19 protein-coding genes are annotated in these 22,836 nt (G+C 64.4%); 17 read left to right on the top strand and 2 right to left on the bottom strand.

Going from position 1 to position 22,836, the window contains the following annotated elements; all coding sequences use genetic code 11:
* Positions 1-229: 229 nt before the first annotated feature.
* Together KVY23_RS13070 and KVY23_RS13065 are read right to left on the bottom strand one after the other, a co-directional pair.
* Positions 230-637 carry an ASCH domain-containing protein gene (locus KVY23_RS13070; RefSeq protein ID WP_230556782.1) on the bottom strand — a complete coding sequence of 136 codons (408 nt, stop codon included), beginning with the start codon at positions 635-637 and terminating at the stop codon, positions 230-232.
* Between the two features lie 12 nt (positions 638-649).
* Positions 650-1,693 carry an endonuclease/exonuclease/phosphatase family protein gene (locus KVY23_RS13065; protein WP_230556781.1) on the bottom strand — a complete coding sequence of 348 codons (1,044 nt, stop codon included), beginning with the start codon at positions 1,691-1,693 and terminating at the stop codon, positions 650-652.
* 91 nt (positions 1,694-1,784) lie between these two features.
* Here KVY23_RS13065 and KVY23_RS13060 point away from each other — a divergent pair, with 91 nt between their 5' ends.
* From KVY23_RS13060 to KVY23_RS12980, 17 genes are all read left to right on the top strand, one after another.
* Complete coding sequence (locus KVY23_RS13060) at positions 1,785-2,582, top strand: TIGR03084 family metal-binding protein (RefSeq protein WP_230556780.1); 798 nt, start codon at positions 1,785-1,787, stop codon at positions 2,580-2,582.
* The gene (locus KVY23_RS13055) at positions 2,579-4,273 is read left to right on the top strand and encodes an acyclic terpene utilization AtuA family protein (protein WP_230556779.1); all 1,695 of its coding nucleotides are present in this window, start codon (positions 2,579-2,581) and stop codon (positions 4,271-4,273) included. Before KVY23_RS13060 ends, KVY23_RS13055 begins: the two co-directional genes overlap by 4 nt.
* Positions 4,270-5,418: an acyl-CoA dehydrogenase family protein gene (locus KVY23_RS13050; RefSeq protein WP_230556777.1), complete on the top strand. Its 1,149-nt coding sequence runs from the start codon at positions 4,270-4,272 to the stop codon at positions 5,416-5,418. The genes KVY23_RS13055 and KVY23_RS13050 overlap by 4 nt, the downstream gene beginning before the upstream one ends.
* Entirely contained in the window at positions 5,415-7,013 is a 1,599-nt protein-coding gene (locus KVY23_RS13045) for an acyl-CoA carboxylase subunit beta (protein ID WP_230556775.1), read from the top strand. The genes KVY23_RS13050 and KVY23_RS13045 overlap by 4 nt, the downstream gene beginning before the upstream one ends.
* Positions 7,014-7,020: 7 nt before the next feature.
* Positions 7,021-9,021 (top strand): biotin carboxylase N-terminal domain-containing protein, encoded by a 2,001-nt coding sequence (locus KVY23_RS13040; protein ID WP_230556774.1) that lies wholly within the window; start codon positions 7,021-7,023, stop codon positions 9,019-9,021.
* Positions 9,018-10,178, top strand: coding sequence for an acyl-CoA dehydrogenase family protein (locus KVY23_RS13035; protein WP_230556767.1), 1,161 nt, complete (start codon positions 9,018-9,020; stop codon positions 10,176-10,178). The genes KVY23_RS13040 and KVY23_RS13035 overlap by 4 nt, the downstream gene beginning before the upstream one ends.
* Positions 10,178-10,942, top strand: coding sequence for an enoyl-CoA hydratase family protein (locus KVY23_RS13030; RefSeq protein WP_230556766.1), 765 nt, complete (start codon positions 10,178-10,180; stop codon positions 10,940-10,942). Before KVY23_RS13035 ends, KVY23_RS13030 begins: the two co-directional genes overlap by 1 nt.
* A gap of 5 nt (positions 10,943-10,947) precedes the next feature.
* Positions 10,948-11,574, top strand: a complete 627-nt coding sequence (locus KVY23_RS13025) for a TetR/AcrR family transcriptional regulator (RefSeq protein ID WP_230556764.1) — start codon at positions 10,948-10,950, stop codon at positions 11,572-11,574.
* A 112-nt stretch (positions 11,575-11,686) separates the two neighbouring features.
* Complete coding sequence (locus tag KVY23_RS13020; protein ID WP_230556762.1) at positions 11,687-13,039, top strand: amidohydrolase family protein; 1,353 nt, start codon at positions 11,687-11,689, stop codon at positions 13,037-13,039.
* Between the two features lie 6 nt (positions 13,040-13,045).
* Complete coding sequence (locus KVY23_RS13015; RefSeq protein ID WP_230556757.1) at positions 13,046-13,558, top strand: DUF3558 domain-containing protein; 513 nt, start codon at positions 13,046-13,048, stop codon at positions 13,556-13,558.
* Positions 13,559-13,569: 11 nt separating this feature from the next.
* Positions 13,570-14,085, top strand: coding sequence for a DUF3558 domain-containing protein (locus tag KVY23_RS13010; RefSeq protein WP_374108724.1), 516 nt, complete (start codon positions 13,570-13,572; stop codon positions 14,083-14,085).
* Positions 14,086-14,398: 313 nt separating this feature from the next.
* Entirely contained in the window at positions 14,399-14,773 is a 375-nt protein-coding gene (gene rpsL / locus KVY23_RS13005; RefSeq protein WP_075839236.1) for a 30S ribosomal protein S12, read from the top strand.
* Between the two features lies 1 nt (position 14,774).
* Positions 14,775-15,245, top strand: coding sequence for a 30S ribosomal protein S7 (gene rpsG, locus KVY23_RS13000; RefSeq protein ID WP_072690599.1), 471 nt, complete (start codon positions 14,775-14,777; stop codon positions 15,243-15,245).
* 96 nt (positions 15,246-15,341) lie between these two features.
* The gene (gene fusA / locus KVY23_RS12995) at positions 15,342-17,444 is read left to right on the top strand and encodes an elongation factor G (RefSeq protein ID WP_230556755.1); all 2,103 of its coding nucleotides are present in this window, start codon (positions 15,342-15,344) and stop codon (positions 17,442-17,444) included.
* A 121-nt stretch (positions 17,445-17,565) separates the two neighbouring features.
* A complete protein-coding gene (tuf, locus tag KVY23_RS12990) occupies positions 17,566-18,756 on the top strand; it encodes an elongation factor Tu (RefSeq protein ID WP_230556748.1) in 1,191 nt (396 codons plus the stop codon).
* Between the two features lie 205 nt (positions 18,757-18,961).
* The gene (locus tag KVY23_RS12985; protein ID WP_230556809.1) at positions 18,962-20,344 is read left to right on the top strand and encodes a 3' terminal RNA ribose 2'-O-methyltransferase Hen1; all 1,383 of its coding nucleotides are present in this window, start codon (positions 18,962-18,964) and stop codon (positions 20,342-20,344) included.
* Positions 20,341-22,827, top strand: coding sequence for a polynucleotide kinase-phosphatase (locus tag KVY23_RS12980; RefSeq protein WP_230556746.1), 2,487 nt, complete (start codon positions 20,341-20,343; stop codon positions 22,825-22,827). The genes KVY23_RS12985 and KVY23_RS12980 overlap by 4 nt, the downstream gene beginning before the upstream one ends.
* Positions 22,828-22,836: the final 9 nt, after the last annotated feature.

Genomic DNA, 22,836 nt, shown 5'->3' with positions numbered 1-22,836 from the left:
GATCAACGCCCGAGGCTACGGCCACCATTCTGCCGCATCGCTGAAAGCAATGATCTATCTCAACCTCGGCGGAATCGAGGTCAAGCTACCCACACAAAGGTAAGGAGGGGCACGTATGTTCGACTGTATGCCGGGAAATCGGATAGGTCAAGCGAAAACTGTTGTACACCAGCAACTATCGAGGGAAGAGGCCGGTACACCATCGCACCGACAGAATCTTCGCTGTGGGCTACCGAACCAACCGGAATCGCTCGAGTACCACCGGGGTGTCATCGTCGACGGTGAAGGTCGGGTCCCCAAGTTCGCACCGCACCGCGTCCGAATGCCAGAATCTCTCGTGGCCAGCCCGCCACTGCGCCACCGTCGTATACCCCTCGCCCTCGTCCCGCGCGTGTTCGACGCTGACATCTCGCAGCCGCGCGACTTCGACCGCGACGGTCTCGATGATGCCCACCACCGCGCCGTTCGAGTCGACCACAGCGAAACGCCCGCCGACCACCGGGAGCGGCTCGTTCTGCACTGTGTAGTCGACAAGCAGGCCGGCGGTGGTTGTCTTTCGTCCGGACAGGACCAGTGCGACCAGCGAATCTCTCAACTCGCCGGGAAACGCGAACTCGACGATGGGTAGTTCCTCCACCGGCTCAGCTTCTCAGATCTCCAGATCCACCCACACCAATCGGTGGTCCGACGGGTGCTCGGCGTCGGCGGGCCAGTACACCGCGGAACCGGTGACGGTCAGCTCGGAGGACGGGAGTACGTAGTCCACCCGTAGGTCACCCGGCACAGGATCGGCGAAGTCGGCTGTGTCGGTGCCGTATGACACAGATGTGGGAGCCGGGTCCTGCACGCGCGGATGGTCCAGCAACTGCGCAATCGCACCGTCGACGGAATCACCGTCGATGGGGTCGCTGTTCTGATCGCCCAGTACGACGAATGACTCGCCCTCGGCCAGGCCGCCTCGAACGCCGTTGTCGTCGTACAGATACTCCGCTCCATCGATGTAGTCCGCCGTCAGCCGGATCTCGTCGTGGTTGCGTTTTCCGTTGCGATCCTCCGGGCCGTCGAAGGTCGGCGGGGTGGGATGCGAGGCCAGCACGTGCAGTGTCTTTCCGTTCACCTCGATGGGCACATCCCAGTGCGATTTGCTGGAGAGTCGAAGCGCGTCCGCTGCTTCCCCGTAGTACTCGCGCGGCAACAGTGAGTCCGGCATGTCCTTCCACAGGAAGTCCTGGAAAGTTCGCACGCCCTCCACCGAAATCGGATACTTCGACAGCACCAGCATCCCGTACTGACCGGGAAAGACCCCGAATCCGTACGCGTCGTTCGGGCCGCCGAGCGAGCCGTCGGAGTCGAGATCCAAGCCCGAGTCCACACCGGTGTTGACGGGCGCGGTGAAGGAGTGGGGGTAGACGCCGTCCAGGTAGTTCTCTCGGAACAACTCGACCGCCTCGGAGGAGTAGTCGAACTCGTTCACCAACAGGATGTCGGGTGCATTCTCGGCAATGACGTCGGCGACGGCGCGGGCCTGTGCGTTCTCGCCGCTCAGATCGGCCGCCAACTGTCCCTCGGTCGCGCGATTGAGGCTGGCGTTGAAGGTGGCCACACGCACCGAGGTGGGTTGCTGCTCGGTGGGCGCGCACCCGGTCAGTGCGCAGACGAGGACAACAACTCCGAGTGCTCCGACGAGTTTCACGTCGAGGACGGTAGGTGAGCTACTTGAACAGCAGGCAAATTAACAAGCAGGCGTGCTTGCTTTTTTGCATCGACGGTGTGAAGCTGTTCACATGGCCGACCTTGCCTCCATCGTCGAAGATCTACGCGCAGAGGGCGATGCCCTCGATGCCCTCGTTGCCGACCTGACCGACCAGCAGTGGTCGATGCCCACGCCCGCGCCGGGCTGGACCGTCGCCCATCAGATCGGGCACCTGTCCTGGACCGACAACGTCGCCGAGCGCACCACGTCCGGGGCGGCCGGCGACCCCGCTGCCGCCGCCGAGTTCGACGCCACGCTGAAACTCGCCTGGGCCGATCCCACCGGTTTCGTCGACGTCGCTGCCGCCGAGGAAGCGAAGGCACCGGACCTCGTCCCGACCTGGCGCTCCCGTCGTCACGCCATGGCCGACGGACTGTCGACAGTTCCGTCCGGGGTGAAGATCCCGTGGTTCGGACCACCGATGAGCGCGGCCTCGATGGCCACCGCACGCCTGATGGAAACGTGGGCGCACGGCCAGGACGTCGCCGATGCCCTCGGCGTCACCCGCGAGCCGACCGATCGAATCCGAGGCGTCGCCCACATCGGCGTCCGCACAAGGGATTTCGCCTATGCCCTCAACCAGCAGACTCCGCCGTCCGAGCCGTTCCGGGTCGAGCTCACCTCCCCCTTGGGTGAGCTCTGGACCTGGGGCCCCGAGGACGCCTCTCAGCGCGTCCTCGGCTCGGCGGCGGACTTTTGCCTGCTGGTCACCCAGCGCGCACATCGCGAGAATCTCGACGTCCACGCCGTCGGCGCCGACGCCGAGCACTGGCTCACCATCGCCCAAGCCTTCGCAGGCCCTCCCGGACCAGGACGAGACAAGCAATGACAGTACGAATCGGCAACTGCTCCGGCTTCTACGGGGACCGCATTTCCGCCATGCGCGAGATGCTCGAAGGAGGCGAACTCGACTACCTCACCGGTGATTACCTGGCCGAGTTGACGATGCTCATCCTCGGTCGCGACCGCATGAAGGACGCCACCCGCGGCTACGCGAAAACGTTCCTGCGTCAGGCCGAGGACTGCCTCGGTCTTGCGCTCGACAAGGGCGTCAAGATCGTCGCCAATGCCGGTGGCCTCAACCCGCGAGGACTGGCTGAGGCACTCGAGAAGCTCGACAGCGGCGCGAAAATCGCTTACGTCGAGGGCGACGACCTGCTCGCGCGCGCCGAAAAACTCGGCCTGGGCAGCCCCCTCACTGCCAACGCCTACCTGGGCGGCTGGGGGATCGTCGAATGTCTCAGCGCCGGCGCCGATGTCGTGGTCACCGGCCGCGTCACCGACGCTTCGGTCATCCTCGGGCCGGCCGCCTATCATTTCGGTTGGCAAAGAACGGATTACGACGCCCTGGCGGGAGCCGTCGTCGCCGGCCACGTCATCGAATGCGGCACTCAAGCGACCGGTGGCAACTATTCGTTCTTCACCGAGATCGCCGATATGAGCCGCCCGGGCTTCCCGATCGCCGAGATCGAGTCCGACGGTTCCTCGGTCATCACCAAGCACGAGGGCACCGGCGGAGCAGTCAGTGTCGGCACCGTCACCGCGCAGTTGCTGTACGAGATCACCGGCGGTCGTTACGCGAACCCCGACGTCACTGCGCGCATCGACACGGCGGTCCTGACGCAGGACGGTTCCGACCGCGTCCGCATCAGCGGCACGAAGGGCGAGCCGCCTCCGCCCACGCTGAAGGTCTCGCTCAACTCGCTCGGCGGCTTTCGCAATGAGTTCACGACGATCCTCACCGGTCTCGACATCGAAGCCAAAGCCGAACTCGCACAGAAGCAGTTCGAGTCCTGGTTGCCGCAGCGCCCGGCTGAGCTGGAGTGGACTCTGGTTCGCACCGACAAGCCCGACGCCGACACCGAGGAAACAGCGAGCGCGCTACTGCGTTGTGTCGCCCGGGACAGCGACCCGAACCTCGTCGGCCGTCAGTTCTCCTCGGTTGCAGTCGAACTCGCACTCGCCAGTTACCCCGGTTTCTCGCTGACCGCGCCGCCCAGCAACGGTGCACCCTACGGCGTGTTCACCGCTGGGTTTGTCCCGGCCGAGGAGGTCCCGCACACCGCCGTGCTCCCCGATGGAACTCGCACACCGATCGCCCCGGCATCGGAAACGAAGAAGCTCGAGCCTCTCGATGACCCCGAACTCCCGACGCCGAGGCCGGAGGAACCCACCGTTCGCGCCCCCCTCGGCACGATCGCCGCCGCCCGCAGCGGCGACAAGGGCGGCAGCGCTAACGTCGGCGTCTGGGTTCGCACCGATAGCGAATTCGCCTGGCTGGCACATGCACTGACCACCGAGAGGGTGAAAAAGATGCTGCCCGAGGCGGAGAAACTCACCGTCACCAGGCACGTCCTTCCGCACCTCAAAGCCGTCAACTTCGTCATCGAGGGCATCCTCGGACAGGGCGTCGCGTCGCAGGCGCGTTTCGATCCGCAGGCCAAGGGGCTCGGCGAATGGCTGCGGTCGCGTCACATCGACATCCCCGAAACCCTGGCCTATAAGGGAGATCTCGTATGACCATCTGGACCACCCCGGAGCGCGAACAGCTCCGAAAGACCGTGCGCAGCTTCGTCGAACAGGACATCTTGCCACATCTGAACCAGTGGGAATCAGACGGTGAGATTCCTCGGGAACTGCACAAGAAGGCAGCGGCACTGGGCCTGTTGGGCGCGGGCTTTCCCGAGGACGTCGGCGGCGAAGGTGGTGACCTGGCGGACGCCATCCTCATCTGCGAGGAGATGCATCAGGCCGGTGCGTCGGGCGGGCTGTTCGCGTCCCTGTTCACCAACGGTATTGCGCTGCCGCACCTGGTCGCGGCCGGCGATCCCGAGCACATCGAGAAGTGGGTTCGCCCCACCCTCGCCGGCGAGAAGATCGGCTCGCTCGCCATCACCGAGCCCGGCGGTGGATCCGACGTCGGACACCTACGCACCAAGGCGGTCAAGGACGGTGACCACTACGTCGTCAACGGCGCGAAAACCTACATCACCTCGGGTTGCCGCGCGGACTTCGTCGTCACCGCAGTCCGAACCGGAGGCGACGGGGCAGGCGGTGTCTCCCTCCTCGTCGTCGAGAGCGGCACACCGGGCTTCGAGGTCACCAGCAAGCTCGACAAGATGGGCTGGCGCGCATCCGATACCGCGGAACTGTCCTTCGTCGACGCCCGGGTCCCCGTCGCCAATCTCGTCGGCGCCGAGAATTCCGGGTTCGCGCAGATCGCGCAGGCGTTCCTCAGCGAACGCATTGCCCTTGCTGCACAGGCCTATTCGAGTGCGCAACGCTGCCTCGATCTGACGTTGCGGTGGGTCCGCGATCGCGAGACGTTCGGCAAACCCCTCATCGCTCGTCAATCGGTACAGAACACCGTTACCGAGATGGCCCGCAAGATCGACATCGCCCGCGTGTACACCCACAACATCGTCGAACGATCCCTCGAATCCGACGAGGACTTCATCGCCGAGGTCTGCTTCGCGAAGAACACCGCCGTCGAATCAGGGGAGTGGGTGGCCAACCAGGCCGTCCAGCTGTTCGGCGGGCTCGGCTACATGCGTGAGAGCGAAGTGGAGCGGCAGTACCGAGACATGCGCATCCTCGGCATCGGTGGCGGCACCACAGAAATCCTGACAGGACTGGCAGCAAAACGATTGGGGTATCAGGCATGAGCGTGCTCAAGTCCACCCTCGACACCGCATCCGAGCAGTTCACCGGTGCGACCGAGGTCATGAACACCAAACTCGCCGAGATCGACGCCGAGCACACCAAGACGCTTCTCGGCGGCGGTGAGAAATACATAGAGCGGCACAAGAAACGCGGAAAACTGCTCGCTCGCGAACGCATCGAACTGCTCATCGACGAGGACTCCGCCTTCCTCGAGCTGTGTCCGCTCGCGGCCTGGGGCAGCGACTTCCCCGTCGGGGCGAGCACCGTCATGGGCATCGGTGTGGTCAGCGGCGTCGAATGCCTCATCGTCGCCAACGATCCGACGGTGCGCGGTGGCACCAGCAACCCGTGGACCCTGAAGAAAGGCTTCCGCGCCAACGACATCGCGACGCAGAACCGGCTCCCGGTTATCTCACTCGTCGAATCCGGTGGCGCCGATCTGCCCACGCAGAAGGAAGTATTCATCCCCGGTGGACGCATGTTCCGCGACCTGACGCAGCTGTCCGCCGCCGGAATTCCCACCATCGCGCTCGTGTTCGGCAACTCCACCGCGGGCGGTGCCTACATTCCCGGCATGTCCGACCACGTCGTCATGATCAAGGAACGCTCCAAGGTATTCCTCGCCGGACCGCCGCTGGTGAAGATGGCCACCGGTGAGGACTCCGACGACGAATCCCTCGGCGGTGCCGAAATGCACGCCCGCAAGTCCGGTCTCGCAGACTACTTCGCTGTCGACGAACAGGACGCGATCCGCATCGGCCGCAGCATCGTCTCGCGGCTGAACTGGAAGAAGAAGGGCCCCGAGCCGCGCGCAGAGGTCATCGAACCGCTTGCCGATCCCGAGGATCTGCTCGGCATCGTCCCCACCGATCTGAAGATCCCCTTCGACCCCCGCGAGGTCATCGCGCGCATAGTCGACGGTAGCGATTTCGACGAGTTCAAACCCATGTACGGCGGATCCCTCGTCACCGGATGGGCCGAACTCCACGGCTATCCCATCGGCATCCTCGCCAACGCCCGCGGTGTGCTGTTCAGCGAGGAGTCGCAGAAGGCCACGCAGTTCATTCAGCTGGCCAACCGCTCGAATACACCGCTGCTGTTCCTGCACAACACCACCGGCTACATGGTCGGCAAGGAATACGAGGAAGGCGGCATGATCAAGCACGGCTCGATGATGATCAACGCCGTCTCCAACTCCAAGGTCCCGCACATCTCCATCCTGCTCGGTGCCTCGTACGGCGCCGGCCACTACGGCATGTGCGGCCGCGCCTTCGATCCGCGCTTCCTGTTCGCGTGGCCGTCCAGCAAATCGGCCGTCATGGGCGGCGCCCAGCTCGCCGGCGTCATCTCCATCGTCGGACGCGCCGCCGCCGAAGCCCGCGGCCAAGCCTTCGACGAGGAAGCCGATGCCGGAATGCGCGCCATGATCGAAAACCAGATCGAAGCCGAGTCGCTGCCGATGTTCCTCTCCGGACGCCTCTACGACGACGGCGTCATCGACCCCCGTGACACCCGCACGGTAGTAGGAATGTGCCTGTCGGCCATCGCCTCTGCCCCGATCGAAGGCACCGCCAACTTCGGTGTCTTCCGGATGTGAGACGCACGTGAATGCCCAATTGGGTCACTCCGCAGGCTCCGCTCCTGTCCAGTCTGTATTGGTCGCCAACCGCGGCGAAATCGCCCGCCGCGTCTTCGCCACCTGCCGCAGCGTGGGAATCGATACCGTCGCTGTCTTCTCCGACGCCGACGCCAGCTCCCCCCATGTCCGCGACGCCGACGCCGCAGTCCACTTGCCCGGCAACTCCTCCTCGGAGACATACCTGCAGGGTGAGCTCGTCATCGCCGCCGCCACCGCAGCGGGGGCCGACGCCATCCACCCCGGTTACGGATTTCTCTCCGAGAACGCCGAGTTTGCGCGTCGGGTACAGGACGCGGGCCTGACGTGGATCGGACCCCCCACCAAGGCAATCGAGTTGATGGGCTCGAAGGTCGAGTCCAAGAAGATGATGGCCGACGCAGGCGTTCCCGTGCTCACCCAGCTCGACCCCGCCTCGATCACCGAGGAAGAACTTCCAGTCCTGATCAAGGCCTCCGCCGGTGGCGGTGGCCGCGGTATGCGCATCGTGCGAGACCTGGCCGTCCTGGAGTCCGAAATCGAAGCAGCGCAACGCGAATCGCTGTCGGCCTTCGGAGATTCGACGGTCTTCTGTGAGCGCTACATCGAAACCGGCCGCCACATCGAGGTCCAGGTGATGGCTGATCGCCATGGAACGGTGTGGACGGTGGGAGAGCGCGAGTGCTCCATCCAACGTCGGCACCAGAAGGTCGTAGAGGAGGCGCCGTCACCGCTCGTCGAACGGATCGACGGTATGCGCGAGCGCCTGTTCGAGGCAGCCAGGCTCGCTACCGAGGCCATCGGCTACGAGGGCGCCGGCACGGTCGAGTTCCTCGCCGACGAGAGGGGCAACTTCTTCTTCCTCGAGATGAACACCCGCTTGCAGGTGGAACATCCTGTCACCGAGTGCACGACGGGTCTGGACTTGGTTGCGCTGCAGATCTCGGTCGCCGCGGGGGAAGCCCTCCCCGCCGATCAGCCCTCCACTCGCGGACACTCGATCGAGGTGCGCCTCTACGCGGAGGACCCCTCGCAGGGCTGGCGGCCGCAGAGCGGCGCGTTGCACCGGTTCGAGATTCCCGGTCAGCAGTTCACCGTGCTGGACCGAACTGGCATCAGGGTGGACTCAGGGGTGGAATCCGGCAGTGTTGTCGGTGTCCACTACGACCCGATGCTGGCCAAGGTCATTTCGTTCGCCCCGACCCGCGACCAGGCTGCGAACCTGCTCGCGAAGTCCTTGCAGAAAGCGACAATTCACGGCCTTCTCACCAACCGCGACTTGCTCGTCAACATCCTGAAGCATCCGGCTTTCCTCTCCGGCGACACCGACACCGCGTTCTTCGACACCCACGGCCTCGACGTGTTGGCGCAGCCCATCGCGTCGGGCCGAGCTCTCGAACTGTCGGCACTCGCGGCGGCACTGGCCGACGCGGCGACCAACCGTCGCAACGCCCGAGTCAACAAGGGACTGCCCAGCGGGTGGCGCAACCTCCCATCGCAACCCCAACGAAAGACCTACAGCGACATCACCGTCGAATACACCCTCGGCCGCTACGGACTGAAGACCGATCTCGACGGTGTCTCGCTAGTGGAGAACACGCCGACACAGGTGACGCTCGACGACAACAAGATTCGTCGAACATTCAAAGTCGCGCAGTACGGTCGCGATGTCTTCGTCGACTCGGCACTCGGCCCCGTGAGGCTGACCAGGGCTCCGCGATTCGTCGACCCCACCGAGGAAGTAGCACTCGGCTCACTGCTCGCGCCGATGCCCGGCAGTGTCGTGCGAGTGGCAGCTGCCCAGGGCGACGCCGTCACCGCCGGCCAGCCCATCCTCTGGCTCGAGGCCATGAAGATGGAACACACCGTCACAGCACCCGCCGACGGGATAGTGGCCGAGCTCAACGTGGCAGCGGGACAACAGGTCGAGGTCGGCCAAGTCCTGGCAGTAGTGACAGCGTCCGCGGAATCAGAAGGAGAAAACGCATGAGCTTCATCGAAACCGAGGAGCAGAAGGGGCTGCGCGCTGCCGTCTCCGCGCTCGGCAAGCGGTACAACTACATCGACTACGTCCTGCCCAACGCGCGGCGCGGGGAACCGCTGACCGAACTGTGGAACGAGGCAGGCAAGCTCGGCTTCCTCGGTGTCAACCTCCCCGAGGAATACGGCGGCGGCGGGGCCGGGATCTACGAGTTGGCGCTCGTGCAGGAAGAGCTCGCCGCCCACGGCGCAGGCCTGCTGCTGGTGGTGGTCAGTCCGGCCATCTGCGGCACCATCATCGGCAAGTACGGCACCGAGGATCAGAAGCAGACGTGGCTCACCGCGCTCGCTGACGGCTCGAAGATCATGGCCTTCGGCATCACCGAACCCGACGCCGGTTCCAACTCGCACCAGATCACCACCACGGCCCGCAGAGACGGGGACTCCTGGCTGTTGCGGGGCAGCAAGATCTACATCTCCGGCGTGGACCAGGCCGATGCCGTCCTCATCGTGGCGCGTATGGAGGACAGCAAGACGGGCAAGCTCAAGCCCGCGTTGTTCATCGTGCCCACCGACGCCGAGGGCTTCCAGAAGACACAGATGCAGATGGACATCATCGAGCCGGACCATCAGTTCACGCTGTTCCTCGACGATGTTCGACTCCCGGCGGAGGCGTTGGTCGGTGAGCCCGACGCGGCGCTGATGCAGCTGTTCGCCGGACTGAATCCCGAGCGCATCCTCGGCGCGGCAATGGCAGTCGGCATGGGCAGGTACGCCCTCGACGCGGCAGTGAAGTACGCCAACGAGCGCACGGTGTGGAAGACCCCGATCGGTGCGCACCAGGGCATCGCGCATCCCCTCGCGCAGGTGAAGATCGAGCTCGAACTCGCCAAGGTGATGATGCAGAAGGCAGCGGTGCTCTACGACAACGGCGACGATTTCGGTGCCGCCGAGGCCGCCAACATGGCCAAGTACGCGGCCGCCGAGGCCAGCATCAAAGCCCTCGATCAGGCCATTCAGACCCACGGCGGCGCGGGACTGACCGAGGAGTATGGCCTGGCTGCGATGCTCGGGGCGGCGCGGATCGCGCGTGTCGCACCGGTCAGCCGAGAGATGATCCTCAACTTCGTCGCCCAGCATTCGCTGGGCCTGCCGAGGTCGTACTGATGGCGGTCGAGGTGGGCATCGCCGACGGAGTCGCCACCCTCACCCTCGACACCCCGCACAACAGGAACGCACTCTCGACGCAGCTCGTCGAAGAACTCACCGCTGGATTGTCTGCCGCGGCCGAGAACCCGGACGTGCGTGCGATCGTGCTCACCCACACCGGCGGCACATTCTGCGCAGGAGCCGACCTCAGCGAGGCAGGCGGCACCGTCGAAGGTCGAACGGCGCAGATGCTCGGGCTGCTGCGTTCGATCCTCGAGACCCCGAAACCAGTCGTCGGAAAGATCGACGGCCACGTGCGGGCGGGAGGAATGGGCCTGGTCGGGGCCTGCGACATCGTCGTCGCCGGGCAGGGTTCGACCTTCGCGTTGACCGAGGCCAGGTTGGGTTTGGCGCCGTCGATCGTCTCGCTGACGTTGCTTCCTCGGATGACCTCGCGAGCGGCAAGTCGATACTTCGTCACGGGTGAGAAGTTCGGTGCCCACGAGGCCGAGACCATGGGGTTGATCACCCTGGCCTCGGCCGACCCGGACTCCGCCGTCGAGGATCTGCTCAATGCTCTTCGCCAGGCCTCGCCGCAGGGACTTGCCGAGTCGAAACGACTGACCACCGCCGCAATTCTCGACCACTTCGACGCGCGCGGCGCCGAGCTGTCGGACCGTTCTGCGAGCCTGTTTGCATCGGCGGAGGCGCGAGAGGGGATGATGTCCTTTCTGCAGAAAAGACCGCCCAGTTGGGTGGCTGGGAGTTCAGGGGAGAAGTAGCGAAGATGGTGACGGCGCGTGAACCCAAGCAGGATCGCAGTAGGGCCACGCGAGCTCGACTGCTCGAGGCGACCATCGATTCGTTGGCCGACCAGGGGTGGTCGGCCACGACGGTCGGTGTGGTCGCCGAACGCGCCGGGGTCTCTCGCGGCGCGACGCAGCATCACTTCCCGACGCGCGAGGACCTGATCACCGCCGCCCTGGACTACATGTTCGACACCCGGATGGAAGACGCCCGACGCGAGTCCTCCGATCTGCCGCACGGGCCCGCGCGGACCGAGGCCGTCGTCGAACGGTTGGTCGAGTACTACACGGGGCCTATCTTCAAGGCGGCGCTGCAAGTGTGGACCGCCGCGGCCGCCGATCCAGAGATGCGCGCCCGAGTGCTCCCGCTCGAGGAGAAGTTCGGGCGCGTCGCGCACCGCATGGCAGTCGAACAACTCGGCGTCGACGACAGGGACCCACAGACCCACCGCCTGGTGCAGGCCACGCTGGACCTGGCTCGCGGTCTCGGTCTCGCCGACGTTCTCAGTGACGATTCACGCAGGCGCACCGAGATCGTGCGCGCGTGGGCCGGTGTCCTCGAAACCAGTCTGAGGGTTCGGACCGAAGTAGTCGCCGCAGGCGGTTGAGACCGCTCGCTGAGCGAGAATATGTGCGTCGTGGTTCGCTCTGACCGTGAGGCAGATACACACGAGGCAGATACACCGGGGCCATATCTTCCACATCGGGGGATCTCCGACGGTGACCGGTGCGGCCGAGGCGTTGGTGTCCATCCCGGACGGCGCACTCGTCATCGACGGTGACCGCATCACGTACTGCGGCCCATTCGACGATGTCGAGGCCGGGGATTGGGAGGTCGGGGGCTTCGAGGTTTTCGATCACCGGCCCGGCTTTCTGCTGCCCGGCTTCGTCGACACCCACGTGCACTTCCCGCAGACCTTCGCCGGTGACGCCTACGGCGGTGGCCAACTGCTCGAGTGGCTCGATGCGTGCATTTTCCCCTCCGAAACGCTGCTCGCCGACCCGAGCTTCGCAGCTACAGCCGCCGTCGCCTTCTGTGATCGACGCATCGCCGCCGGCACGACGCAGGCGATGGTGTTCGGCTCGGCATTTCCGCACGCCCAGGACGCGCTGTTCGCGGAGACGTGGCGTCGAGGTCTGCGGGTGGTCAGTGGCCGCGGAGTGCAGACCACCGGCCCGGACTCAGCTCAGGCGCTCGTGACCAGCGAGGGCGATGCTCTTCGCCTGGTGTCGGAGGAGATCGAGAAATGGCACGCAGCCGACACCGGAGACGTCGGCACCGCGCTGTTGCACGTGGCCGTCGTACCTCGGTTCTCCCTGTCGGTGACAAGAGAAACGTTGAAAAATCTCGGCGAGCTCTACGACTCGGTGCGCGATCGCGGGGTGTACTTCCACAGTCATCTCAACGAGAACGATCGACCCGGGTCCGGCGAGGTCGCCACCACCAAGGATGCCTATCAGGTCGACACGTATCTCGACACCTACGACGGCAAGTTCATGCCCGGCTCGGCCGTCGGCGGGAAGAGTCTGCTCGGTAGGCGCAGCATCCTGGCACACGCCGTGCACTGTCAGGACACCGAACTCGCCCGGATGGCCGAGACCGGGACGTCGATTTCGCATTGTCCGACCTCGCAGCAATTTCTCGGTTCCGGCACCATGCCGTGGAAGCGGACGGTCGCTGCCGGGGTGAACATCGCCATCGGTTCCGATTACGGCGGTGGGGACGAGTTTCTGCTGACGAGAGTGCTCGGCGACGCCTTCAAGGTCCACATGTCCGAGGCGGGGGAGGACGCTGTATCGCTGCACCCGGCCGAGCTGTTGTTCACCGGCACTCTCGCCGGGGCGCGTGCACTCGACATGGAGGATCGCATCGGCAACTTCGACGTGGGCAAAGAAGCCGATTTCGTTGTCGTCGACCCTGCGGAGTGGCCACCGCTAGCGGGTCTGCTCGAGCACGGCGTGCAGTCCGAGGACCCCGAACTCGCCCGCGACCAGACACTCTTCCGGTTGCTGATGGCCATGCGGGAGCCCTCGATCACTGAGGTGTACGTACAGGGACGACGCCTCCATTAGGGTCGAATGATGCGAGTGAAAGTGCTTGTGGGCGTTGCTCTCGCGGTGACGCTGTCGGCCTGCGGATCCAGTGATGGCGACGCCACGCCGGCGGAGGATGTGAGCGGCTCCGGCGGATCGGGTGCCTTCTTCGGCCAGTGCGGATCGGTGGGTGATCAGGAGGTGCTCGACGCCTTCGCTGTGCAGGCGTTCACCTCCATCACCCGCAACTCGGTCGGCTGCGAATGGGAGACCGCGGGCTTCACGGGTCCGTCGGTCAGTTTCTCCTGGTACCGCGGCAGTCCCATCGACCGCGAACGATCGGGATCCGAACTGATCGGCCGTCCGGCTCAGGACATCGAGATCGACGGGCAGGCGGGCTTCGCCGCGGCGACCGAGGACTACCTGTGCGAGATCGGCGTGCAATACGGGGACGATTTCATCCACTGGTCGGTCACCTACGGGGATCTGACCCCGATGGCAGATCCCTGCGACGTCGCGATGCAACTGGCCGAACTGACCGTCGAGCGTGCGCGGTGAGGCGGGCCTGGGTGGCAGCGGCGTTGGCAGGGGCAGTAGTGCTGCTGGCCGGCTGCAGCACCACCGTCGAGGGCACGCCTCGAGCCGAATCGTTCGACGGTTCGATCGACTCGGAGTTCACCGACCTGCTCACCGAATGCGACGCCGTCGTCGACGACACGATCGCCGAGACAGTGGGCGGCGACGCCATCGCTCGCGGCTTCTTCGGCGCCATCTGCAGATGGGACGTCGCCGGTGGAGACGGCATCGTCAAGGTCACGTTCAACTGGTTCGAGAACGGTTCGCTCGAGGTCGAACGTGAGGCCAACGAGGGGCTCGAGTACACGGTCTCCGATATCACCGTGCAAGGGCGAAGAGCCTTGCGGACGCAGCCGCCCGCCGATCCCGCATCCTGTGGTGTCACCGCCGGATCGCCGGATTCGGGAATCGTAGGATGGTGGGTGCAGTACGAGCCCGGGTCTCCGACGCCTGATCCGTGCGAGGCCGCACTTGCGTTGATGGACTTGACGATCGACGTGAGTCGGTAGCCGCCTTCTAACACAACAGGGGGCGTTTTGACCCGAGGCCGCGCCGCCGGGTATCGTTATGGGTCGTGTCCGGCCTGGCCGGACCGTCTGTGTGCCTATGCGAGGTACAGCCGTGCTCATGTTCCGATTCAGAGCAAGCGCAACGGCTGCCGTGTGGGGGTATGCGACACACCCGACCTCGGGGTGCAAGAGACCCGCGGTAGAAGTACTGGAGCAGCAGCAGTACCGGGTGAGGAGCAGTGTTCTCTTGCTCCAACTGCTAGATCCCTGAGTCTCTGTAAGTAGAGACTCGCGACACGAAGAAAGCCGGTTCATGCCAACTATCAACCAGCTGGTCCGCAAGGGTCGCACCGACAAGGTTGCGAAGCTCAAGACCGCTGCCCTCAAGGGCAGTCCCCAGCGCCGTGGTGTGTGCACTCGCGTGTACACCACCACTCCGAAGAAGCCGAACTCCGCTCTGCGTAAGGTCGCGCGTGTGCGCTTGACCAGTGCAGTGGAGGTCACCGCCTACATCCCCGGTGAAGGCCACAACCTGCAGGAGCACTCCATGGTGCTCGTTCGCGGTGGTCGTGTGAAGGACCTCCCGGGTGTGCGCTACAAGATCATTCGCGGCTCGCTCGACACCCAGGGTGTCAAGAACCGCAAGCAGGCACGCAGCCGCTACGGCGCCAAGAAGGAGAAGAGCTGATATGCCACGCAAGGGCCCAGCACCCAAGCGGCCGCTGATCAACGACCCGGTCTACGGATCGCCGTTGGTCACGCAGCTCGTCAACAAGATCCTCATGGACGGCAAGAAGTCCACCGCCGAGCGCATCGTCTACCAGGCTCTCGAGCAGGCACGCGAGAAGACCGGCACCGACCCCGTCGTCACGCTCAAGCGTGCACTCGACAACGTCAAGCCGGCCCTCGAGGTTCGCAGCCGTCGTGTCGGTGGCGCCACCTACCAGGTGCCCGTCGAGGTTCGCCCCGGCCGCTCCACCACGCTGGCACTGCGCTGGCTGGTCACCTTCTCGCGTGCACGTCGCGAGAAGACCATGGTCGAGCGTCTGGCCAACGAGTTGCTCGACGCGAGCAACGGCCTCGGTGCCGCTGTGAAGCGTCGCGAGGACACGCACAAGATGGCTGAAGCCAACAAGGCGTTCGCGCACTACCGCTGGTGATCTCCTCGCTTCGGCGGCATCGAAGAAACATCCGGTGCCGCCGAAGCGTTGGCCAGCTCAGGTAATACCTCTTCCAACACCAAGGCGGGTTAACTCGTGGCACAGGACGTGCTGACCGACCTCAACAAGGTCCGCAACATCGGCATCATGGCTCACATCGATGCTGGTAAAACCACCACTACCGAACGCATCCTCTTCTACACCGGTATCTCGTACAAGATCGGTGAAGTTCACGATGGCGCAGCCACCATGGACTGGATGGAGCAGGAGCAGGAGCGTGGCATCACGATCACCTCTGCTGCCACGACGTGCTTCTGGAACGACAACCAGATCAACATCATCGACACGCCCGGTCACGTCGACTTCACGGTCGAGGTCGAGCGTTCACTCCGCGTGCTCGACGGCGCAGTTGCCGTGTTCGACGGCAAAGAGGGTGTCGAGCCGCAGTCCGAGCAGGTGTGGCGTCAGGCCGACAAGTACGACGTGCCGCGCATCTGTTTCGTGAACAAGATGGACAAGCTCGGCGCGGACTTCTACTACACCGTGCAGACCATCATCGATCGTCTCGGTGCCAAGCCGCTGGTCATCCAGCTGCCGATCGGCGCTGAGAACGAGTTCGAGGGCGTTATCGACCTCGTGCAGATGAAGGCGCTCGTGTGGAGCGGCGAGACCAAGCTCGGTGAGAAGTACGAGATCCAGGAGATCCCGGAAGACCTCAAAGAGCGTGCAGACGAGTACCGCACCATGCTGCTCGAGACCGTGGCCGAGTCCGACGAGGCGCTTCTGGAGAAGCACTTCGGCGGCGAAGAGCTCACGATCGAAGAGATCAAGGCAGCCATCCGCAAGATGACCGTCAACAGCGAGCTGTACCCGATTCTCTGTGGCTCCGCGTTCAAGAACAAGGGCGTTCAGCCCATGCTCGACGCAGTCATCGACTACCTTCCGTCCCCGCTCGACGTTGCCGAGACCATCGGACACGCCGTCGGCGACGAGGAGAAGGAACTCACTCGCAAGCCGTCCGCAGACGAGCCGTTCGCGGCTCTCGCGTTCAAGATTGCGACGCACCCCTTCTTCGGCAAGCTGACCTACGTGCGCGTGTACTCGGGCAAGGTCGACTCCGGTGCTCAGGTCATCAACTCGACCAAGGGCAAGAAGGAGCGTCTGGGCAAGCTCTTCCAGATGCACTCCAACAAGGAGAACGCGATCGCGACCGCGTCTGCCGGTCACATCTACGCCGTCATCGGTCTCAAGGACACCACGACGGGTGACACGCTCTGCGATCCGCAGAACCAGATCATCCTCGAGTCCATGAGCTTCCCGGACCCGGTCATCCAGGTGTCGATCGAGCCGAAGACCAAGTCCGACCAGGAGAAGCTGGGAACAGCTATCCAGAAGCTCGCCGAAGAGGATCCCACCTTCTCGGTGAAGCTGGACGAGGACACCGGCCAGACCGTCATCGGCGGAATGGGCGAGTTGCACCTCGACATCCTCGTGGACCGCATGCGTCGCGAGTTCAAGGTCGAGGCCAACGTCGGCAAGCCGCAGGTCGCGTACCGCGAGACCATCCGCAAGACGGTCGACAAGCACGACTACACCCACAAGAAGCAGACCGGTGGCTCCGGCCAGTTCGCGAAGGTCATCATCAAGCTCGAGCCTTTCGAGGGCGAGGATGGTGCTACCTACGAGTTCGAGAACAAGGTCACCGGTGGTCGTGTCCCCAGGGAGTACATCCCCTCGGTGGACGCCGGAGCTCAGGACGCCATGCAGTACGGTGTCCTCGCCGGATACCCTCTGGTCAACGTCAAGGTGACACTGCTCGACGGTGCCTACCACGATGTCGACTCGTCGGAAATGGCCTTCAAGGTCGCCGGCTCACAAGCGTTCAAGGAAGCCGCCCGCAAGGCCGGCCCTGTCATTCTCGAACCCGTCATGGCCGTCGAGGTCATCACGCCCGAGGATTACATGGGTGAGGTCATCGGCGACCTGAACTCCCGCCGTGGTCAGATTCAGGCCATGGAGGAACGCAGCGGTGCCCGTATCGTCAAGGCACTGGTTCCGCTGTCGGAGATGTTCGGCTACATCGGAGACCTTCGGTCGAAGACTCAGGGCCGCGCTAACTACTCCATGGTGTTCGATTCCTACGCCGAGGTTCCCGCGAACGTCGCGAAGGAAATCATCGCGAAGGCGACCGGAGAATAATTCTCCTCGAGCTGGACACGCTGGATCTGTAACACCGTACGACCATGCAGTTCACAAGAGCTGTAAGACAACCGCACTGCTGCATTTCACGCAAGCACCAAACAGTCCAGGAGGACACACAGTGGCGAAGGCGAAGTTCGATCGGACGAAGCCGCACGTCAACATCGGAACCATCGGTCACGTTGACCACGGTAAGACGACGCTGACGGCAGCAATCACCAAGGTTCTGCACGACAAGTTCCCGGACCTGAATGAGGCCTCGGCCTTCGATCAGATCGACAAGGCTCCGGAGGAGAAGGCTCGTGGTATCACGATCAACATCTCCCACGTCGAGTACCAGACCGAGAAGCGCCACTACGCGCACGTCGATGCCCCCGGTCACGCCGACTACATCAAGAACATGATCACCGGCGCGGCTCAGATGGACGGCGCAATCCTGGTCGTGGCAGCTACGGACGGCCCGATGCCGCAGACGCGTGAGCACGTGCTGCTCGCCAAGCAGGTCGGCGTGCCGTACATCCTCGTTGCACTCAACAAGGCTGACATGGTCGACGACGATGAGATCATCGAACTCGTCGAGATGGAGGTCCGCGAGCTTCTCGCTGCGCAGGACTTCGACGAGGACGCACCGGTCATCAAGGTGTCCGCACTCAAGGCGCTCGAGGGCGACCCCAAGTGGGCCGAGACCGTTGCAGAGCTCATGCAGGCCGTCGACGACTCCATCCCGGACCCGGTCCGTGAGACGGAGAAGCCGTTCCTCATGCCCGTCGAGGACGTTTTCACCATCACCGGTCGTGGCACGGTCGTCACCGGACGTATCGAGCGTGGCTCGGTCAACGTCAACGAAGAGGTCGAGATCGTCGGCATCCGCCCCGGCTCGACCAAGACCACGGTCACCGGCATCGAGATGTTCCGCAAGCTGCTCGACTCGGGCCAGGCAGGCGACAACGTCGGTCTTCTCGTGCGTGGCATCAAGCGTGAAGATGTCGAGCGTGGACAGGTCATCATCAAGCCGGGCACCACGACTCCCCACACGGAGTTCGAGGGCAACGCTTACATCCTGTCCAAGGACGAAGGCGGCCGTCACACGCCGTTCTTCAACAACTACCGCCCGCAGTTCTACTTCCGTACCACGGACGTTACGGGCGTCGTGACCCTCCCCGAGGGCACCGAGATGGTCATGCCCGGTGACAACACCGAGATGTCCGTCACGCTGATCCAGCCGGTCGCCATGGACGAGGGCCTGCGTTTCGCTATCCGCGAGGGCGGTCGTACCGTCGGCGCCGGTCGCGTCACCAAGATCATCAAGTAGTCTCCGCAGGCTCCGCCTACGGCGATCATCAAGTAGTCTCCGCAGGCTCCGCCTACGGCGATCATCAAGTGATCTAGCTTCACCCAGCTCCACACAGCGGCGCTCACCTTCGGGTGGGCGCCGCTGTGCTGTGTCCGAGAGGGCATGGGGCGAGAAAAGCCACAGCGCAAAGTGAGTGAGGTGAAGTAACGTCGCAGCGGTGCTCATGACTCTGGCCGCTGATGCGACAACCGATTTCCCGGATGCGACGGATCTCGGATTTCTGCTGCACAAACATCCCGACAAGGTGCAGACCTTCGGGCTCTCCGTCGGTTCGGCGACGGTGTTCTACCCCGAAGCGGACTCCCGATCGACCTGTGCCGCAATAATTCTCGACATAGATCCAGTCGAGCTCGGACGGACGCAGCCGCGATATTCATCGAGCGAGTTTGCGCTGGGTAGGTACGTCAACGACAGGCCCTACGCGGGCGCATCGCTGCTGGCGGTCGCGCTGTCTCGACTGTTCAAGCAGGCCATCGCCGGAACCTGCAAAGCGCGCCCCGAACTTGCAGAGCGTGCACTCGATCTCACGATCACCGTGCCGGCGATGCCGTGCCGTGGTGGCAGTGAACTGGCCGAGGAACTGTTCGGACCGCTGGGGTGGAACGTCGAAGCACGTCCGTTGCCGTTCGACGAGAAGATCCCCAGCTGGGGCGATTCCGTGTACGTCGATCTCACTCTCACCGGCTCCTTCACCGTTTCTTCGGCACTGAAGCACCTGTACGTGCTGCTGCCGGTTCTCGATGACGTCAAGCACTACTGGGTCGGCGCAGACGAGGCCGACAAACTGGTGCGCGCGGCGGGCGAGTGGCTGGCCGGACACCCGAGGATGGAGCTCATCACCGAGCGCTACCTCAAGTATCGACGTGACCTGGTCGCATCGGTCGTCGATCGCCTCGTCCCCGATTCGCAGCCACAGCATCCGAGCCGGCGGGACCCGAACCTGGCAGAGCGCAGGGCCACAGCGGTCATCGCCGAGTTGACGAGCTTGGGAGCGAAGTCCGTCGTCGACCTCGGCTGCGGAGAAGGGCGACTGCTGCGAGAGATGTTCGCCGAAAACCAGTTCGAGGCGATTGTCGGTGTCGACGTTTCGGCGCGGGCCCTGGCTTCGGCGGAGCGACGGCTGGGACTCGACGATCTTCCCGACCGTCAGCGCGCACGTGTTCAGCTCTTTCAATCCTCCGCGACGTACCGGGATGCTCGCTTGAAGGGTTTCGACGCGATGGTGCTCATGGAAGTGATCGAGCATGTCGAAATGGACCGCCTTCCGGCACTCGAGCGGTCGGTGTTCCGGGAAGCGAGACCGATGCACGTGCTGCTGACCACGCCCAACTCGGAATACAACGCACTGTACGACGGTGTTGCGGATGGCCAGTTTCGGCACCCGGATCACCGATTCGAGTTCACCCGTGCGCAGTTCTGTGACTGGGCGACGAACGTTGCCGAGCGCGACGGATACGCAGTGCGGTACGAGAGCATCGGGCCGATGGACGAGGCGCTCGGTTCCCCCACTCAGATGGCAGTGTTCACCCGAGAGGAGAAAGCATGACGCCGTACGACATTCCCGACCTGTCGCTGGTCGTGCTGGTCGGGATCAGTGGATCGGGCAAGTCCTCCTTCGCCGCAACACAGTTCGATCCGTTCGAGACCGTATCGAGCGATGTCTGTCGCGGCGTGGTCAGCAACGATCCCAACTTGCAGAGCGCGACGAAGGACGCCTTCGAACTGGTGGAGTTCATCGTCGCCAAGCGGTTGGCAGCGGGGTTGCTGACCGTGGTCGACGCCACCAATGTGCAACCTGCCTCGCGAAAGGCGTTGGTTCGACTCGCGCGCGAGCACGACGTCCTCCCAGTGGCGATCGTTCTCGATGTGCCGGAGCCGATCTGTGCCGAGCGCAACGCAACTCGCGTGGACAGGACGTTCGGCCGCGATGTATTGCGACGTCAGCACCAGCAACTGACGAGGTCGATGCGCGGGTTGACCAAAGAAGGCTTCCGAACGGTGCATGTGCTCGATGGTGTCGAGGCGATCGAGGCGGCGCAGTTCGTCCGCACGCCGTTGCGCAGCGACCGCCGCGAGGCGCGGGGTCCCTTCGATGTCATCGGTGACATTCACGGCTGCTTCGGCGAACTGCAGACCCTGCTCACCACACTCGGCTACACCATTCGACGAGACGAGCAGGGCCGCGCCGTCGGTGCTGTCCCGCCCGAGGGGCGCACCGCACTGTTCCTCGGTGACCTCGTGGACAGGGGACCGGACTCCGCCGCAGTGCTGCGGCTCGTCATGGGCATGGTGGCCGCGGGCGAGGCTCTCGCGGTGCCGGGCAATCACGAGCACAAGCTGGTTCAGGCGTTGCGGGGCCGCAAGGTCAACGCCTCGCATGGCCTCGCCGAAACCCTCGCCCAGCTCGAGCACGAGAGCGAAGAGTTTCGGCGCGAGGTGCTGGAGTTCTGCGACGGTCTCGTCGCCCACCTGGTACTCGACGACGGCCGTCTCGTCGTCGCGCACGCCGGGCTCGTCGAGAAGTACCACAATCGGGCGTCCGGGCGGGTTCGCAGTTTTGCGCTCTACGGTGACACGACAGGCGAGACCGACGAGTTCGGACTTCCCGTTCGCTACCCGTGGGCGCAGGACTACCGGGGGCAGGCGATGGTGCTCTACGGGCACACGCCGATCCCCGAGCCGGAGTGGGTGAACAACACCATGTGCCTCGACACCGGGTGCGTGTTCGGCGGGAAGCTGACGGCCCTGCGGTACCCGGAGCGGGAGATCGTATCCGTACCGGCGGAGCGGCAGTGGTACGCGCCGGCAAAGCCGCTCGGCGAATTCGTGCGCGAGACCGATTCACTCGATCTGACCGATGTCATCGGACCGACCGGAGTCGAGACGGCACTGCGTGGACGTGTGAGCATTCGGGCCGAGAACGCGGCCGGCGCACTCGAAGTGATGAGTCGCTATGCCGTCGCTCCGCACTGGCTCGCGTACCTTCCGCCGACGATGGCCCCATGTTCGTCCTCCACCCGCGACGGGTACCTCGAGTACCCGACCGAGGCGTTCGACGCCTATCGAAAACTCGGTGTGGGAACGGTGATCTGCGAGGAAAAGCACATGGGATCGCGGGTCGTGCTCGTACTTCACCGCGGGTCCGGCGGGATCGCGTACACGCGGACGGGGCGGCGTGTGTTCGACGAGGATCTCACCCGGGAACTCGTCACCGCAGCCGAGAAGTCCTTCGAGCGTGCCGGTCTGTGGAACGAGCTCGACTCCTCATCGGTGATCGTCGACTGTGAGCTGATGCCGTGGTCCGTCAAGGCCGAAGGGCTGGTTCGCAATCAGTACGCTGCGGTCGGTGCCGCCGCGCGGGCAGATCTGGCGGCCGAGGGCGCTTTGCTCGCGAGAGCAGCGGCGCGCGGTCTGCCGGTGGGAGATCGAGTCGACCGGCAGGCCCGGCGGTCGGTGAACATCGAGAGGTTCGCTGCGGCGTACCGCGGTTATCTCTGGCCCACTGCCGGATTGGAAGGTGTTTCGTTGGCACCCTTCCAGGTGTTGGCCACGGCGGACGAACTGCTCGTCGACCGGCCACACGAATGGCACCTCGGCCTCGCGGACAGGCTCGCCGATGCCGATCCCACCCTGTTCACCGGGACCGAGCGGATCACCGTCGACCTCGACTCGGAGGCGTCGGTTCTCGCGGGCGCACGGTGGTGGGAGGAACTCACTGCGGCCGGAGGCGAGGGCATGGTCGTCAAACCGGCGGCGAACGGACCTACCGGAAAAGTGCAGCCGGGCATCAAGGTCCGGGGGCGCGACTATCTCCGACTGATCTACGGCCCGGATTACACCGAACCGGGGCAGCTCGCTTCGCTGCGGGAGCGGACACTTGCACACAAGCAGTCGATGGCATTGCGCGAGTACGCACTCGGTATCGAAGCGTTGCAGCGATGGGTCGACAAGGAGCCACTCTGGCGTGTGCACCAGGCGGTGTTCGCGGTGCTGGCGATGGAGTCCGAACCAGTGGATCCGCGACTCTGACCTGCTGCG

Origin of the sequence: Rhodococcus sp. I2R (assembly GCF_020889545.1) — a bacterium.
GTDB lineage: Bacteria > Actinomycetota > Actinomycetes > Mycobacteriales > Mycobacteriaceae > Rhodococcoides.
This window is presented reverse-complemented; position numbering and strand designations above follow the sequence as displayed.

What these genes read in the sequence shown, in the direction of transcription:
- KVY23_RS13060 (WP_230556780.1), top strand. Translation starts at nt 1,785, where the DNA reads ATGGCCGACCTTGCCTCCATCGTCGAAGATCTACGCGCAGAGGGCGAT.
- KVY23_RS13055 (WP_230556779.1), top strand. Translation starts at nt 2,579, where the DNA reads ATGACAGTACGAATCGGCAACTGCTCCGGCTTCTACGGGGACCGCATT.
- KVY23_RS13050 (WP_230556777.1), top strand. Translation starts at nt 4,270, where the DNA reads ATGACCATCTGGACCACCCCGGAGCGCGAACAGCTCCGAAAGACCGTG.
- KVY23_RS13045 (WP_230556775.1), top strand. Translation starts at nt 5,415, where the DNA reads ATGAGCGTGCTCAAGTCCACCCTCGACACCGCATCCGAGCAGTTCACC.
- KVY23_RS13035 (WP_230556767.1), top strand. Translation starts at nt 9,018, where the DNA reads ATGAGCTTCATCGAAACCGAGGAGCAGAAGGGGCTGCGCGCTGCCGTC.
- KVY23_RS13030 (WP_230556766.1), top strand. Translation starts at nt 10,178, where the DNA reads ATGGCGGTCGAGGTGGGCATCGCCGACGGAGTCGCCACCCTCACCCTC.
- KVY23_RS13025 (WP_230556764.1), top strand. Translation starts at nt 10,948, where the DNA reads ATGGTGACGGCGCGTGAACCCAAGCAGGATCGCAGTAGGGCCACGCGA.
- KVY23_RS13015 (WP_230556757.1), top strand. Translation starts at nt 13,046, where the DNA reads ATGATGCGAGTGAAAGTGCTTGTGGGCGTTGCTCTCGCGGTGACGCTG.
- rpsL (WP_075839236.1), top strand. Translation starts at nt 14,399, where the DNA reads ATGCCAACTATCAACCAGCTGGTCCGCAAGGGTCGCACCGACAAGGTT.
- rpsG (WP_072690599.1), top strand. Translation starts at nt 14,775, where the DNA reads ATGCCACGCAAGGGCCCAGCACCCAAGCGGCCGCTGATCAACGACCCG.
- KVY23_RS12985 (WP_230556809.1), top strand. Translation starts at nt 18,962, where the DNA reads ATGACTCTGGCCGCTGATGCGACAACCGATTTCCCGGATGCGACGGAT.
- KVY23_RS12980 (WP_230556746.1), top strand. Translation starts at nt 20,341, where the DNA reads ATGACGCCGTACGACATTCCCGACCTGTCGCTGGTCGTGCTGGTCGGG.